Genomic DNA, 16,204 nt, shown 5'->3' on the forward strand with positions numbered 1-16,204 from the left:
ACTTATTTGAAGTAGATACCTCAGGGCGCTTATGCCCTGAGGTTATTGGCGATTTAATTTATTCAAGCGATCAACTAGCCCGCTCAGCCGGAGAGTCGGTGTGCGTATCGCATTACTTAGCACGGCATCGCTGCAATAAAGCGTCAAATGTTGGCGGGCGCGGGTAATTGCGGTATAGACCAATTCACGGGTTAACACCGGCATAAACGTGTTAGGTAGTACCAATGCTGTGTGTTCAAACTCTGAACCCTGCGATTTGTGAACCGTCATGGCATAAGCGGTTTCATGGCTGGGGAGGCGACTAGGTTGCACTGACTTTATATTGCCATCGGGCAATTGAAAATATACCCGTAGCTCGCCTTCACTGTCATGTAAGGCAATACCAATATCTCCGTTGAATAAACCAAGTGCGCTGTCATTAAGTTCTATCATCACTGGCCGCCCAACATACCAACGGCCAGAAGGCCCTGGTGAACGGATAATGAATCCTTTACGATGTAAAACCTGTTCAATGCGTTCGTTTAAGCCACTGACACCGAATGGCCCAGACCGTAATGCGCACAGAAGTTGATAACGGCCAAATGCTGCCAGTACCTCTGCCGCAGGTGCTAACGCAGCCACCCGCTCGAGGTAATGCTGATAGCCCACAGCACAAGCCTCCAAAAGTACCTGATAATCTTCCTCATCGACCAGAGGGAAGCGTTCAACATCAGAATATGCACCGTTTAATACGGATAAAGCATGCCGATACTCCCCTGCATTAACTGCCAGAGCAAGCTGCCCAACTCCCGACTTTTCATCGAAACGGTAACTTTTACGCAGTAAACACAAGCTATCGCGTACATTCGCTGAATCAGAATAGGTTTCATCTGGCTGCACTTTACTGGCTAATACATCATTAGTTAACAAATAGCCCGTTAACTGAGTTAATTGCTGTGCCCGTTGCTCGCTGTAACCTAATTCGGCAAAACGGCAGATATCACCTAGAACTGCCCCCGCCTCAACAGATGCCAGTTGGTCACGGTCACCAAGGAATATCACCCTGGCCTTGGCAGGTAAGGCCGCAATTAAGCGCGCCATCATAGGTAAATCAACCATTGATGCTTCATCAACGACCAGTACATCAAGACTTAATGGATTACCACGGTGGTAACGCAGGCGCTGGCTATTGGGCTGAGCACCCAGTAAGCGGTGCAAAGTCGAAGCCTGATCAGGGAATAATTTACGTTCATCATCAGTAAGAGAGAGTTGCCGAATAGCTTTGCCCAGTGATTCAGTAAGACGTGCAGCGGCTTTACCGGTTGGTGCAGCAAGTTGAATACGTAAACGTTGCCCCTGGCTAAGCCGTATCAATGCCGTCAAAAGTTTGGCAACTGTGGTGGTTTTCCCCGTGCCCGGCCCGCCGGAAATAACTGAAATTCTACGGGTAGCCGCAACCGCTGCCGCCACTTTTTGCCAATCAACCTCACTACCAGCACAACCAAACAAAGCGTCTAGCGTCTCCCGTAATAGCGATTCATCAACAGAAGTGGCAATACCTTTACTGGCCATAAAATCACTATCTCTGTTCATAAAAACAGAGTCACTGGCAATAAATTGGACAACATCTCCTTCGTACTGCCACATTCGTTGCAGATATAAACGTTCCTGCTGTAGCACTAATGGTGTTGGTTGCGAGCCATCACTGACTACCGCGGAGTTTTGTAATGCCTGTAGCCACTGCGTTCTATCTGGAGAACCCGCCGCCTGCCATAGCGCCAGTGATAAATCGGGTTGCCGCCCACCAAATAACAGTTCTGGCTGCAAATAATGTAATGGCAGGCAAACATGACCGGCCCCTGCTTCTGCACTAAGGATCGCGGCGACCAGTTGTAACTGCGGGTTATCATCACCGGCAATCATTCGTGAAAACTGCACATCCAGTGGGCGCAATAAGCGGTCTCGAGCAGCCTGAGCCAATAACGTCATCATCGTGATGCCCTCTCGTCGCTGTGGATGGCGTTGCTACAGTTGTTGTCACTAGCAATTGCGTTACTGCCGATTGTGCCACTGAATAAGTGATCCATTTCTTCAATCAGTTTCTGTTCAGGCCGGCAATTAAAAATACCGTGCCCTGGATGCTGCTGACCAACGCCGCGCAAGAAGAGATAAATAACCCCACCAAAGTGGCGTTGATAGTCATAATCTGCCAAGCGATGGCGTAAATAGCGGTGTAAAGCCAAAGTATAAAGTTGATATTGCAGATCATAGCGATGTTCAGCCATCGCTTGCGTCATCGCCTCAACGGTATAAGCACTACTGTCTTCACCCAACCAGTTGGATTTGTAATCCAGTAAGTAATATCGCCCCTGCCAGCAAAAAACCAAGTCAATAAATCCTTTGAGCATCCCTCTAACCTGTTGAAAATCCAATGCAGGACACTGTCGAGAGAGAGGATCATACTGTTTGATTAAACGGTCTAATACCTCAGCACGTAGCAGGCTATCGATTGGTAGATAAAATTGTAGCTCTGCCTGTTTGCTCTCTGGCAACAACCCAGCCAAAGTGGCCCCAGTATCATTAAGTGGCGTTTGCACAATATCATTTAGCCATTGGTGTAACACGGGTGCCCACTGTTCGCTAAAACCCTGTAGCTGTAACCGCTCAGATAACCACTCCAGTTCAATCGGTTGACTGAAATCTAATGGCTCAAGCAAATCATGTAAGAAAGTCCCTGGGGCCGCCCCCCGAGGGAAGGTATGAGGTGTTAAATGGCCTTCTGTCACCACCGCCTGTTCACCTACGGCATCAATATCCAACCGTGGCAGCAACACCTGTAATGGCGCGCCCAGAGCTTGCGATACGTCCCCTGTTGTGGAGCCATATAGCTTCTTTGTGGAGCTAGACTGCTGTAACCCGGAATAGCTGGTTATGCGCCAATAATCTTGCATTTGCCGGGTAAAATGACGTGCAGTAAGTTCAGGCAAGGCTTTAGGCTGTGGTTGCCAAGGTTTATCATCAGATGGCTCAACAGGCGAAACGCAAATATCGCCATTAGATGAGAGCGCTAAGTCAGTTAACTTTTCTCTTAGATAATGAGCATCACTAGGTTGACCATGCTGGATCAAATAGCCTAACGCACTGCGATGCATATCGCTCTCGCCTTGCTTTTTCCTGCCACCTTTAATCAGCGGTGCAATGCCCACGCTGCAATGATAAACCGAACGCGTCAACGCGACATACAATAGCCGTAAATCCTCAGCCAGACGTTCTTCTTCAGCTAAAGCCTGGCTTTCTTCATCAGCATTAAGATCAAGTAAAGCCTCAAAGCTATGTCGGTCATGGTAAAGCACATTTTGTTGTTGCCGGAAATTACCGATAAAAGGCAACCAAACCAATGGATATTCCAACCCTTTCGATTTATGGATAGTAACCACTCGAACCAAATGACGATCACTTTCCAAGCGTAATTGTTGACTATCTGACTGGGGATTAGGTCGGGCGATTTGCTGTGCTAACCAGCGAATTAGTGCGTGCTCACTATCCAGTTGCGAGGCGGCCTCTTGTAGTAATTCCCCCAGATGTAGTAAATCTGTCAGCCGACGCTCCCCACCGGGTGTCGCCAACAAGTTTTCAGCTAAATGGCGGCGGGCCATCATCTCCCGCAGCATGGGTAATACCCCACGTCGCTGCCAATGATGGTGATAGTGATCAAACTCATCGACCAGCGCATCCCAGGCTCGCTCATCGTGATTTAACTCATCCAACATTCTTGCATCCAACCCCAAGATACCCGTAGCCATAGCACTACGTAGTGCACGTTCCTGCTCTGGTGCTAACACGGCTTGCAGTATCCACAAGAGATCTTTTGCTTCTGTAGTATCAAAGACACTGTCACGATTAGATAAATAGACCGATGGGATCGCCAGCGCACTGAGCGCATCACGTATCAATGCGGCCTCTACCCGGCTACGCACCAGTATGGTTATATCTGATGCCTGAACCGGTTTTGGTCCTTTCGTGGTCAGTAGTGCTGCTTGCCCCTGCTGACCTGCAGTCAACCAATCACGAATTTGTGCTGCACATTGTCTAGCCATTGATTGTTGGTACTCACTTACACCAACACCGTCACCGGGTTGCAGCCAAAAGTGTAGCGCGGGTTGTTTTTCTCCTTTAATTTCAAAGGATAAATCATGGTTCTTTTCGGCGGCAGCGACCTTAATAAAGGGGATCTGCTCAAATAAGAAAGGCGTATTAACCAGACTAAATAGCCTGTTCACTGATTGCACCATGGGAAAAGAAGAGCGCCAGTTAGTTTCCAATGTGTAGTGGGCGCTTACTTCTGAACGGGCACGAATATAGGTAAATATATCTGCACCACGAAAAGCATAAATAGCCTGTTTAGGATCACCAATCAACAATAAAGCGTACCCTTCTTGCCCACCATAAACGGTGTGGAAAATGCGGTATTGTTGTGGATCGGTATCCTGGAATTCATCAATCATTGCAACGGGATAGCGGGCACGAATAGATTGGGCGAGCAACTCGCCACCCGATTGCTGTAATGCGGCATCTAACTTACTGAGTAAGTCATCAAACCCCAGCTCAGCACGCTGCCGTTTTTCCTGCTGTACAGAAAACCGTATTTCGCCGATGGCTCGGGCTAAAATAAGATCCCTCAACGTTAGGGGCTGCTCAAATATCGAGTCTATAGCACTAAATAAAGTATGTTGTGGAGCGGCCCCCTTCTTGGTTTTCTCTAATAACACCGACTGGCGAAATTTTTCCAGTTCTTTAGGTAATTGATAATCTTCCGTTTCCTGCTCCGCCCATAATCCTACCTTTTCCAGCCAGTTAGGTAAGTGCTTGCTGCTATAACTGCGTTTATCAACGCCAGAACGACTAATTAACGCTTCTAATTCAGAGGCGGCTAAACGCCACTCTGCTTTGAGTGCATCAATCTGTGTCACAACGTGCTGATGGCGGCTGAGGATCGTTTCATCGTCACCGGGCGCTTGCCGAAACTTTGGCGTTTCACCTTGTAAGTAAGCACTCAGATCACTGAGTAATGCCTCCGGCCCGCTCCACTCCTGACTTACTGCCCGTGCGATGACTAAGGGAAGCGGATAACAATGACGCCGCCAAAAGTCAGCACAGGCCTGCCGCCATAATGGGAGTTCATCCTGAACTAACGTTTGTTCAAACAAAATGCCGGATTCAAAAGCGTTATTTGCCAGCATTCTTTGACAGAAGCCATGAATAGTGTAAATCGCGGCTTCATCCATCTGACGCTCAGCCGCCAATAATTGCGCGGCGGCGGCGGCCAAATCGGTGATTTCGGCTAATAGAGCCTGGTGCATTGGGTCATCACTGACTCCCCGTACGCAAGCGATACGCAACCCATGGATATTATCGCGAATTCGCCCCCTGAGCTCTTCGGTCGCAGCTTCAGTAAAGGTCACCACAAGGATCTCCTCCACCATTAAAGGGCGAAGGAATGCAGCATCACCCCCTAACCCAAGCAACAATCTAAGATAAAGGACCCCGATGGTAAATGTCTTACCAGTACCGGCAGAGGCTTCTATCAGCCTCTCGCCATATAGGGGAAGCGTCAGCGGTTCAAGCCGCTGGGGAGTCGTGGGTGTCATGGAGCCAATACCTTCTGCGGCAGCGTAGCCTGTAAAGAGGAGGTGGTAGGATAAGTTTTCCATCCCTCCGGTACCGCGAACCCTCCGGCCTGCCCCTGACCTTTAACTTGAGAAAGCAGTGCCAGACCTTGTGGTTTAATTACCGCTTGCTGGAAGAAATCCGCCAGTTCATTAGCAGTAAGCTGTTTCACTTGAGCAATCATCTTCTCACGGCTATCAAATGCAAAGTTATTGCGATTGAAGTCATTACTGTAGCGCCCAGCCTCTTCATCTAATGTCTGTGGCCTTTGCAATAATTGATTGACCAGCCCCTGCTTATATTGTTCAAAATCATCGGGCTTCATTTCGCGCAGGCGTTTTTCAGCTTGTGGATAGAACGCGAGGTATCGCTGGTAAAGATAATTAGGTTCCTTACTGTTACTTTGCAGTAAGAAGCCGATACCCCATTGATGACCAACCGATATTGGGAAAGAAAATACGGCATAACCAAGCTGTTCTTCTGTGCGTAATTGATCGTAGAACCATGGTTGAATGATCTGCCCTAACAAGGCGCTACGTGCTACACCAGCAATTTCTGTATAGCCAGTAGGGACATAGACTGCCGCCAAAGCTGCGTCAGAACTACTGCCGACCCGTTCCATATTGGCCAACTGTGTTTTCTCAATGATGACATCTTCACCGACCCACCAAGTCGTTCCGATTAAATTCAGCTGTTTTTTCAGCGATTCAGTGAGTTCTGTGACTTGTTCGGCTGTCATATTGCCCACGGCCAAAACTTCTATCGCAGACTGTTTCAGTAAATCATCCCGATAGGTCAGCACATCCTGCACACTGATGCTATCAAGTAGTTTACGTCGCTCACTTCGCTCCGAATAAGGCACATTAGATAGCAGCTTAGCGGGCTGAATAGCCAACTCATAAGCTTTGCCTTTCTCTGCCACGTCTAATTGCTCACGATACCAAGATTTGGCCTGCACCAATTGCTCTTCTGTTGGTGTAAAACTGGCATAGCCTGCAACCAAAGATGTCAGTAACTGCGGCATACGCTGTGTAAAGCCATCAGCATTAACATACAAACCATTGTTCGGTGCGGTAGAGAAACTGATCCCGCCAATAGAGGCCTGGTAACTCAGTTGGTCAAGTGAGAGACCCGCAAGGTAATCCGTCAGGGCAAAAAGCACCTGATGGCGAGCTGAGTCCAATGCATGAGGGTTGCGGAAAGCAACCGTAATATCGGCTTTTGGTTCGTCAGCAAAATACTGACTTGGCATGTAGAACACCCGTAATCCTGGCTGGTCTGCCACATTCTGTGGGCGGGTAATGTTCTTATCTGCTTTGATCAGAGTGAAATTATCAGGAATATACGAGTTAAGTGCTGGCAAACTTAGCGCAATTTTTTGCCCTAGTTGCTGCCATTCTTTCATCCGCTGTGCGCCTATTTTATCAACCTGATAAGGTGCATCGACAAAATAAGCGACTTTGTTGTGCGGTTCTTCAGGGCTGACAAACCAAATACGGGCATTTTCAGGCGTCATCTCGGCCAATCGGGACGCAATAGCTTTGGGATCATACTGATCAGCCAGATAAGGCGCATCAAGCGTATGTGCAACAGGAACTCGTAACATCATATCCACGAGCCATTCGATATAGTCCATATCACGGGTGATAGAGGGATAACGGAAATCGAGATTCAATACATGTGCAATTTCATCGAAATAGCTTTTTTTAATCCCCTCTTTATGCAGCATATTGATGTAATCAAAAATTGCCGCGACTACAACATCACGTTGTGCCAGCCCCTTATCGGTTAGCGAGACAGTGATAGAGAACACCCCCCCATTTCTATCCAACATTGGGTCAGCGCCCGCATTGATTGCATCTGCCAGCCCTTGTTTTTGTAGCCAGTCAGATAAGGTGTTTTTACTGCGATTACTGATCAAATAACTAATATAGGTATCTGTTTTACTACGAAAATCCACACTATTGTTCGCAATGCGGAAATCTACTTTTAGCTGTTTACGGGGTTGGGCTGGAACATAATGAATAATGATCCCCGTTTGGTCAGGTGTAACGACCGGGACAGTAATCGTTGGTACTTTTGCATCCCTATTAGGGATACGACCGAAGGTGTCTGCGGCTAATTGTGCTAGCTGCTCTAATGATTGGTTGCTGTACAACACCCCCACCATGATATTTGCAGAATAGTAGCGGTGATAGAAGCTAACCAATTCATCATGTAGCTTGCCATCTGGCTTGTCCCTAAGAGTTTCAAGGTTACCACCAGAAAAACGTGCGCTTGGATGTGCCGGGTTAAGCGTTTCTGCATTAACTTGCGCCATACGCATACCATCGCGTGAACGGGCCATCGTCAATTCAGCATTGACAGCATTACGCTCACGATCCGCGTTAATGGGGTCTAACAAAGGTTCGGCAATGGCATCCGCCAACCGCTCAACCGCAGGGGCTAATGCATCATTTTCAATTTCAAGATAGAAAGCGGTTCGGTAAGAAGCCGTGCTCGCATTATGGCTCCCTCCGTGCTTTTTCAGAAATTCAGAAAAACTGCCAGGTTCAGGGAAATGCTTGGACCCCATGAGCACCATATGCTCTAGGTAATGGGCCAAACCTAGCTGATTATCTGGGTCTTCCAGTGACCCTATCGGTAGCGCTAAAGCCGCCAAAGATTTAGGGGCTTGTGTATCGGAAACCAGTAGCACTGTCATGCCATTGGATAATTTTATTGCCTGATATTTACGTAAGTCATGTTCACTTTTGTAAATGGTTTCCGCCAAAGGTTGCCACGCGGGAGTTGCAGCCCAGCTCAATGGAGCCAGTAAACCTAATAAGAAAACGATACCGACAATGCGGGCAAGCTGTTTATGCATTCCATTTCTCCACTAGCTTCATAAGAATGGTCACTAAAGTACGTATTAGCTTTATTGTATTGAACTGACAACAAGCGTTCTTCACGCCTTATTATGGCGAGCTATCGGTAATAAATAACGTTCAGTTTCATATAAAATCATGTCCAAATGTTGGTTATCCATTCGTCTGCAGACCCTTTGTATATAGTGGTCTTCACCTTCGCCAGTGACTCTCTGATCACCTTGCCAAACCTGTAAAAGTTTCATCCGTGCTTTACCTTGCGTCTCTTCGTCCCACAAAATTTGGCCGGACTCGCGATCAAAGCATTGGCTCAACCATGCCCATCCACTTTTACTCAAGAGCATCAGTGGCTCACATAAACCTTTTTGATAACCTTCAATGAGTTGTAGTAAATAAGGCCGGGCTTCATCAGCCGTCATGGGGGCATAACGCCAGGCGGTTCCTTTACGTCCATATATCCGGCTTTCTCCCTCACCACCCGCTGCACAATACACGAGATGTTCAAGCCACAATAAAAGGCCATCGACGGCGGTTAATATTGATGGCCGCCAACGGACTAAACCATCGTCCTGAACCTGATGAATCCATCCCGTAACCGTGGTATCTGCGAATTCAATGTTGAGTTCAATACTGTGATTCTCTTTACGTTCACTGCGGATTTGTTCAGCCAAGGGTACCATCTCATCTTGTTGGCTCTCCCAATAAAGTTCACCAAAAGACCCATAAGGCAGTACGCCGGCAGCTCTGGCTCTGGCAAAAACTCTATTAATATCGTCTTCATCTATCAGCGCATTAAGTAGCTGGGTATTAAATTGATAACGGCTAAGGTTATCCAAGGTAAATGGCTCTTCATCAGGTAATTCTGTTTCTTCAATAACAAAATTAACCCCTAACCGCAGTTGGAAAAATGCTCTCACGGGATGTCGGTAAAAACGCACTAATTCATCTAGTGTGATCTCAGGCAGCGGCTCAGCCTGTAGCGGTTGGTTGAAATCTGGGTGTGCATGCCCCTTGGACTCGGCAGAAGGCAGCCATTCAGCAGCATAGCTCTGTAATTCGCTATTTTTAATGAAATTTTCAGCGGAGAATGGCATACGAGCATGCCAACATAATAAGTGCTGCATTACCCGTTGAGCACTGCCATCAGCACTGAGCTTTTCATCGCCAGGTAAATGATAGCTTTGTGCGACATATTCAATTAATTCGCTTACCAACACTGAAGGATAACGCTTACTGTTGTCTTGAATAGAACGCCCAATGTAGCTGATATAAAGCTGCTGCTGAGCAGATAACAGAGCCTCTAGGAACAAATAGCGATCATCGTCGCGGCGGCTGCGGTCACCACGACGAACCTTCTTGGCCATTAGATCAAATCCCTGTGGGGGCAACGTTCTCGGGTATACCCCATCATTCATGCCCAATAGACAAACCACTTTAAATGGGATGGAACGCATTGGCATCAAGGTACAAAAATTGATAGGCCCGGCGAGAAAACGTTGGCTAATACGTTCATTATCTAAACGTGCGGCCAATTCATCTCGTAGCAGATTGAGTGGTACAACGTCTGGATATTTGGCTGCAATACCGTAGCCGATCACCTTCTGCCACTGTTGTTCAATCAACACCAGAACGGCTTCAGTATCATTGTCTTGATCGAAGAACGTATCCAATAATTGGCGACATATTGGTAACCATTCGCTGAGTTTTCGGGGTTGACTTAATTGTTGCCGCCATTGACTCAGGTGCATCAGCATATCGGCCAATTGCCCGGCGAGTTCTGCTGCCAGCCCACTGGATTCATCGTAAGGCAGGATACCTTGCCAATCCCCTGCGGCACTGTCCATTGCATAACCCAATAGCATCCGGGTTAAGCCAAAACGCCATGTGTGTTGACCCGTCGCAGGCAAGGATAACTCCCGCACATTATCATCATCCAATCCCCAACGAATGCCTGATTCCCCTACCCATTGCCGCAAGCGCCTTAAACCATCTTCAGTGATACCAAATTTGGTGGCTAAGGCAGGGACTTCCAACAGTGCCAATACTTGCTCAGCGGTAAAGCGGCTCTGGGGTAAATCAAGTAGGGTAATAAAGGCGTGTAACGCAGGATGTGCCTGGCTGGCTTTGCGATCAGAAATCGCAAACGGCAGATAACGCTCAGACGGAGCATTACCAAATACAGCTTGAATGTATGGTGCATAACTGTCGATATCCGCCACCATCACAATGATGTCGCGCGGGGTCAATTCAGGATCTGCGGCTAATAGCCCAAGTAAATGATCTTGCAGCACCTCAACTTCTCGCTGTGGGCTGTGGCAGACATGTAAGCTAAGTGAGCGGTCCTCCAGATCTAATCGGCGTTTTTGATCACTACACGTTAAGGTTTCTGGGGTTGTGCCAATAACTGCGTGATCTTCCAACTCCAGCATATCGTGTTGAATGCCATGCAAAAGATTATCTGGCTCGATATCAACAAAAGCATGAACCTCTTGAATCTCATCAATTTGAGAGAGCAAATACATGTGATCCCGCCCTAATCGCCCCCATGAGGCCAATAGTGGGTTACTGAGGTTCTGCTCACCATCTGTATTAAATAGTTGCTCTGCCTGCTGCGGGTTGCGAAACAGACTTAGTTCAATCGATTCACGGTAATGCCGACGTTTACGGCTTTGTAATTTAGCGAGGAAAGCATAATCTTGAATATCTCCCCAGAAATAACGGCAGGGGTTAGTAAACATCAAATGAATATCAATGTGTTTACCCAATGCTTGCAGGGCCTGTAAATAGATGGGGGGCAACGCCGATATACCACAAATAAATACCCGTTTCGGTAACCCTTGCGGGCAAACGTCCGACTTGAGTAGTTGGTGGATAAAACGCTGATAGAGGTTTGCCCGGTGCCATTCCGGTTGTTCCAATTGGCGAGTATAACGGGTCAGTTCACCCCACAGTAATGCTTGCCATTGCTGTGCATCATCAAGCCCCTCAATCAATTGCCCACGTTCCCAACTTTCCAGCCATTCTGGGCGATACACCAGATATTGGTCAAAAAGATCTGCCACCCGTGCCGCGAGCTGGTGAATTTTACGCCGATCCCCATCATCACTTAAATAACGCTTCATGGGAGAAAATAGTGGGTTCTCCAATAAATCTGGCAGTAGCCACATAAGTTTCCATGTCATGGCATCTTTGCTGAATGCACTTTCTTTAGGAATATCAGGCAGAACGCGAGTAAACATGTCCCAGATAAAAGTAGCCGGTAGAGGAAACGCTATATTGGCAGCAATACTGAACTGTTGAGCCAGTTGCATTTGCAACCATTGGGCTATTCCGGGGCTTTGTACTAACACCACTTCTTGCTGGAAAGGATTATCCAACGGTTCTCTTTCTATCAGCGCAGTGGTGAGCGCTTTGAGTAAATCCAATTGATTAGAATGATAAACCGTGAACATGGTGACTCCCTTAAGGCACGTTGGATAATATCCAAAAGTGATTACATCAACCTATTATCGCTTATGGATAGTTCCTGAGGTTGAATACTCTAACTTGATAATGAGTCTGCGCAATAGGTTATCGGTAATACATACCCTAAATAATTCGGGTTGAACAAAACCATCGGCTTAATTCTACTGACGAGTCTTGGCGGGTTATCAACTTGACGCTAAATTCCCGGCAATCCCCCTCAATGCGATCGATAAATTGGCGATAGTGCCAACCTGGTTTCACTTCAGGTGCCCACCGTTCTTCGGGGTCGGTGCCGCTCTGACTCTCAATATATTGATGCAACCACGACCAAGCTTGCCGTTGTTGCCATGAGGAGGCAAAGCCTTGTAAGAGTACCTGATGGTATTGCAGTAGCCCCAGTAGTGAGATTGAGAAAAATAATGCGGCAATCAAAACTTCCAGTAAGCTGAATCCACGTAGGTGACGCAGGTTGAAACCGCTGGTCTCCACTGAAATCGTGTGTCCATAAGCGCGTTTGGTTATTAATCGAGGCAAAATTGTGCATCCTTATCAGGACAAAAATCCAACCAACCATGAGGCGTGTGAATCAACTGATAATTCCCCGAACTCCCTGTTATCGCCTTCAGTTTAACACGTTGGTAAAGCATCAGCGGGGAGAGCGACCCAAGCGGAAGGCTCTCTCCTTTGAGAATAAAAAACCCCGCCAGTGATGACCGCTTAACGCAAGCTTTTAAGCCGAGTTCCTGATGTGCCATGCAATGCCACGCTGAGCCTACCTGCCAAGGTATTCTAAGTGCCCAGCGCTGGCTGCTCCCCCAGTTGAGCGATGATTCAGCTTGATTATAAGCCCGTAAATAGCGTTGTTCCTCTCCGGTAATTTGCTGAATATTATCTAATTGCCGATGTATCGCTGATAGCCAAAATAACCCTAAAGAAAAAAGTACCATAACCGCTGCCAAGGTACTGCTGCCTCGTTGAAATACCTGCGTCATACATTATTCCCACGGATAAGATAAATCACCTGATGGTGGATAGCTGAATGACCCGTTTTATGCCCCACCAGCCGTAATCTGAAGAGCTGCCTAGATAGCGGGGTTACGGAAAAGTGAGTCACAGTAACATCACGTGGATCAAACAGTTTTTCCCAACCACGGCCATGGCAGTTCAGTTCGCCGCGCTGACTTTCTAACGCTTTATTACGCAGCCGATAACCAAAATATTCTGACTCTTGATGTTTCGCCCCTTCCCATCTCCCATTGCGATTAAGATCATAAGCAACAATCAGACAAGAGTGAGCCGTTTCACCGAGATAATTATCTGTTGTTATGGCCTCTCCCTGACATTCTCCGTGGCAAAAACCCGCTCTGCGCAGATCTTTTTCCATAGCCCCCATAGCCTGATTCATCACTAATTCCAGGCGATAATGCTGTTGCAACACCGAAATTTGTTGGCCTAATTTGGGCATGACCTGTGCTGTGCTCAGCGCTATCAGACTACCGAAACTTAGCGCCAGCATCATTTCAGGTAGGGTAAAACCAGCGACTCGTGTTGGCTGCGTGTTGAGTGGGGCGGGCAACATATTGACCACTAAAGGCATAAATGGATACCTGCCATTGATTGTTGTTCACTACATAACCTTAGTCGCCCACGGCTCGAGATAACCAGGCGAATACGTCCTGCTGGGCTACTGAGTATGATGTTACCCGCTTGGGCTGTATTTCGAACGCCATAAAAACCCATCTCTTTTTGTAGCGGGAGCGTTATTGCAATATCACGGTAAGGCGGGATAAATAGCGACCCAGCCAGCCCGGTACAGGGAGGGGTAGGTTTATTACCACTCCCCAAACACCCTTGCCCATCCGGTTGGGCCCACAATATGGCAGTACGGTTATTGCGATTAGCTTCTGCCTGTAAGTGAGTTAAGAAAGCGAGCAATTGGCGAGCACTATCGGCAAGCTTTGCCCGCTGTCGGTAATGATGCCAGCTTTGTCCTCCCCATAAGGTCATGACACTGACCAATGTAATGACTACTAACAGTTCGATTAGGCTTATTCCTCTTTGTTTTATTAGTGATCTTTGTTTTATAAAAACTTTTTGCTTTCTAAGCAAAGGTGCCTTTGGTAATAGCTTGCCGGTTTTTATGCTATAGGTTTTCATGCCGTGAGTTTACGTTGCTGAAATTTGAGATCCAGAGGCAAGCTTCCGGGACTGGAAAGGGTACGCAAAACATAATCAATGGATACAGAAATACAGGGAGGTTTGCGATACGACTCGCATGTTTATCGGGTGACCGGGAGAAATAGAAAATATAAGGATAAAAAGGTGTCAAAGAGATAAGGAGGGTAAGAGGCACAAAACGGAGCCATTACAGCTCCGGTATGAAGATTAAATCGCGATAGGAGCTTTAATGCCAGGGTGAGGATCATAGCCCTCAATGTCAAAGTCATCGAAATGGTAGTCAAACAACGAATCGGGTTTACGTTTGATCACCAGTTTCGGTAATGCTCGTGGCTCGCGGCTCAATTGCAGATGCGTCTGGTCAATATGGTTGCTATACAAGTGAGTATCCCCGCCCGTCCAGACAAAATCGCCTACGGCCAGATCACACTGCTGCGCCATCATATGAACTAATAACGCATAGCTGGCAATGTTAAATGGCAAGCCAAGGAACACATCGCAAGAGCGTTGGTACAGTTGGCAAGAAAGTTTGCCATCAGCTACGTAGAACTGGAAAAAGGCATGGCATGGTGCTAATGCCATTTGATCCAGTTCGCCCACATTCCACGCAGAAACAATAATCCGGCGCGAATCAGGGTCCTGCTTCAGTTGATTGACTACGTTACTCAACTGGTCAATTTTTCGGCCATCAGCAGCGCCCCAAGCACGCCATTGTTTACCATAAATCGGACCAAGATCGCCGTTCTCATCTGCCCATTCATCCCAGATTGAGACATTATTTTCCTTCAGATAAGCAATATTGGTATCGCCATTCAGGAACCATAACAACTCATGGATAATCGAACGTAGGTGGCAACGCTTGGTGGTGACCAATGGGAAACCGTCTTGTAAATTGAAACGCATCTGATGCCCAAAAATTGACAGAGTGCCGGTACCGGTACGGTCAGCTTTAGGAGTGCCTTCTTCCAGCACTTTTTTCATCAAATCCAGATACTGTTTCATGTTACCTCACGAATTTTTTTGCGTAGGACGGCGATATGCCCAAATCATCATAATAATACCGGCCAGAATCATAGGCACAGACAAGATTTGCCCCATACTGATCATGCCCTCGAACAAGCCGAGTTGTTCGTCTGGTTGGCGGAAACACTCCACAATGATGCGGAAGGTACCATAACCAATCAAAAACAGCCCAGAAACACTGCCCATAGGACGTGGCTTGCGGATAAACAAGTTCAGGATGATAAATAGCACCACCCCTTCGAGGATCATTTCGTACAGTTGCGAGGGGTGGCGCGGCAAGGCACCGTATTGATTAAATATCGCCTGCCATTTCGCAGGATCAGCAGCAACGATGGCGATATCTGTATTACGGGAAGTTGGAAATAACATCGCCCACGGGGTATCGGTAGTGACACGGCCCCAAAGTTCGGCATTGATAAAATTCCCCAGACGCCCAGCGCCCAAACCAAAAGGGATCAGCGGAGCAATAAAATCAGCAACCTGGAAGAAGTTGCGTTTGGTTCGGCGGGCAAACCATAGCATGACACAAATAACACCAATCAAACCGCCATGGAATGACATACCGCCATCCCACACTTTAAACAGATAAAGTGGGTTATCGAGGAACATCGGCAAGTTATAGAACAGGACATAACCTACTCGCCCCCCGATAAAGACACCAAGGAAACCAGCGTATAGCAGGTTTTCAACTTCTTCTTTGGTCCAACCACTACCAGGCTTATTCGCACGACGGACAGCGAGCCACATCGCAAACACGAAGCCCACCAAATACATTAGGCCGTACCAATGGAGGGAAACCGGACCAATTGAGAAAATGACCGGATCAAATTTAGGAAACGCCAGATAGCTATTGCTCATCTATCACCACAAAATGTCTATCGTTCTTGCCCAGTTAGGGCTACAGGTAGCGCATAATAGCATAGGCCAAGGCCACTCTGGGGAGCACCAGTAGGAAAAGTTCTGTAAACAACGATTACCTTCTTAATTGATATTGCAGCAGCGTAAGCCACTCTCGCCCCTTCAAA

The 16,204-nt window shown here is 47.4% G+C and carries 10 protein-coding genes; all 10 read right to left on the bottom strand.

Features of this window, described 5'->3' with window-relative positions; all coding sequences use genetic code 11:
- Positions 1 to 42: 42 nt before the first annotated feature.
- A complete protein-coding gene (gene recD, locus AC971_RS08195) occupies positions 43 to 1,971 on the bottom strand; it encodes an exodeoxyribonuclease V subunit alpha (RefSeq protein ID WP_025381015.1) in 1,929 nt (642 codons plus the stop codon).
- On the bottom strand, positions 1,968 to 5,627 hold the full coding sequence (gene recB / locus AC971_RS08200; RefSeq protein WP_025381016.1) for an exodeoxyribonuclease V subunit beta: 3,660 nt from the start codon (positions 5,625 to 5,627) through the stop codon (positions 1,968 to 1,970). The genes recD and recB overlap by 4 nt, the downstream gene beginning before the upstream one ends.
- Positions 5,624 to 8,512, bottom strand: a complete 2,889-nt coding sequence (gene ptrA / locus AC971_RS08205) for a pitrilysin (RefSeq protein ID WP_025381017.1) — start codon at positions 8,510 to 8,512, stop codon at positions 5,624 to 5,626. Before ptrA ends, recB begins: the two co-directional genes overlap by 4 nt.
- An 81-nt stretch (positions 8,513 to 8,593) precedes the next feature.
- A complete protein-coding gene (gene recC, locus AC971_RS08210) occupies positions 8,594 to 11,965 on the bottom strand; it encodes an exodeoxyribonuclease V subunit gamma (RefSeq protein WP_025381018.1) in 3,372 nt (1,123 codons plus the stop codon).
- Positions 11,966 to 12,101: 136 nt separating this feature from the next.
- Positions 12,102 to 12,512, bottom strand: coding sequence for a type IV pilus modification PilV family protein (locus AC971_RS08215; protein WP_025381019.1), 411 nt, complete (start codon positions 12,510 to 12,512; stop codon positions 12,102 to 12,104).
- Positions 12,500 to 12,970, bottom strand: coding sequence for a YgdB family protein (locus AC971_RS08220; RefSeq protein WP_025381020.1), 471 nt, complete (start codon positions 12,968 to 12,970; stop codon positions 12,500 to 12,502). The genes AC971_RS08215 and AC971_RS08220 overlap by 13 nt, the downstream gene beginning before the upstream one ends.
- Complete coding sequence (locus AC971_RS08225) at positions 12,967 to 13,575, bottom strand: prepilin peptidase-dependent protein (protein WP_025381021.1); 609 nt, start codon at positions 13,573 to 13,575, stop codon at positions 12,967 to 12,969. The genes AC971_RS08220 and AC971_RS08225 overlap by 4 nt, the downstream gene beginning before the upstream one ends.
- On the bottom strand, positions 13,566 to 14,135 hold the full coding sequence (locus AC971_RS08230; protein ID WP_025381022.1) for a prepilin peptidase-dependent protein: 570 nt from the start codon (positions 14,133 to 14,135) through the stop codon (positions 13,566 to 13,568). The genes AC971_RS08225 and AC971_RS08230 overlap by 10 nt, the downstream gene beginning before the upstream one ends.
- A gap of 228 nt (positions 14,136 to 14,363) precedes the next feature.
- Positions 14,364 to 15,158 carry a thymidylate synthase gene (thyA, locus tag AC971_RS08235; RefSeq protein ID WP_011192873.1) on the bottom strand — a complete coding sequence of 265 codons (795 nt, stop codon included), beginning with the start codon at positions 15,156 to 15,158 and terminating at the stop codon, positions 14,364 to 14,366.
- 6 nt (positions 15,159 to 15,164) lie between these two features.
- On the bottom strand, positions 15,165 to 16,037 hold the full coding sequence (gene lgt / locus AC971_RS08240; RefSeq protein WP_025381023.1) for a prolipoprotein diacylglyceryl transferase: 873 nt from the start codon (positions 16,035 to 16,037) through the stop codon (positions 15,165 to 15,167).
- Positions 16,038 to 16,204 lie beyond the last annotated feature (167 nt).

Origin of the sequence: Yersinia similis, from assembly GCF_001053095.1 — a bacterium.
Classification (GTDB): Bacteria; Pseudomonadota; Gammaproteobacteria; order Enterobacterales; family Enterobacteriaceae; genus Yersinia; species Yersinia similis.

Bases quoted from the DNA above. Each gene is read 5' to 3' on its own strand.
- lgt (WP_025381023.1), bottom strand. From the start codon at position 16,037: ATGAGCAATAGCTATCTGGCGTTTCCTAAATTTGATCCGGTCATTTTC.
- recC (WP_025381018.1), bottom strand. From the start codon at position 11,965: ATGTTCACGGTTTATCATTCTAATCAATTGGATTTACTCAAAGCGCTC.
- ptrA (WP_025381017.1), bottom strand. From the start codon at position 8,512: ATGCATAAACAGCTTGCCCGCATTGTCGGTATCGTTTTCTTATTAGGT.
- thyA (WP_011192873.1), bottom strand. From the start codon at position 15,158: ATGAAACAGTATCTGGATTTGATGAAAAAAGTGCTGGAAGAAGGCACT.
- AC971_RS08230 (WP_025381022.1), bottom strand. From the start codon at position 14,135: ATGAAAACCTATAGCATAAAAACCGGCAAGCTATTACCAAAGGCACCT.
- recB (WP_025381016.1), bottom strand. From the start codon at position 5,627: ATGACACCCACGACTCCCCAGCGGCTTGAACCGCTGACGCTTCCCCTA.
- AC971_RS08225 (WP_025381021.1), bottom strand. From the start codon at position 13,575: ATGCCTTTAGTGGTCAATATGTTGCCCGCCCCACTCAACACGCAGCCA.
- AC971_RS08220 (WP_025381020.1), bottom strand. From the start codon at position 12,970: ATGACGCAGGTATTTCAACGAGGCAGCAGTACCTTGGCAGCGGTTATG.
- recD (WP_025381015.1), bottom strand. From the start codon at position 1,971: ATGATGACGTTATTGGCTCAGGCTGCTCGAGACCGCTTATTGCGCCCA.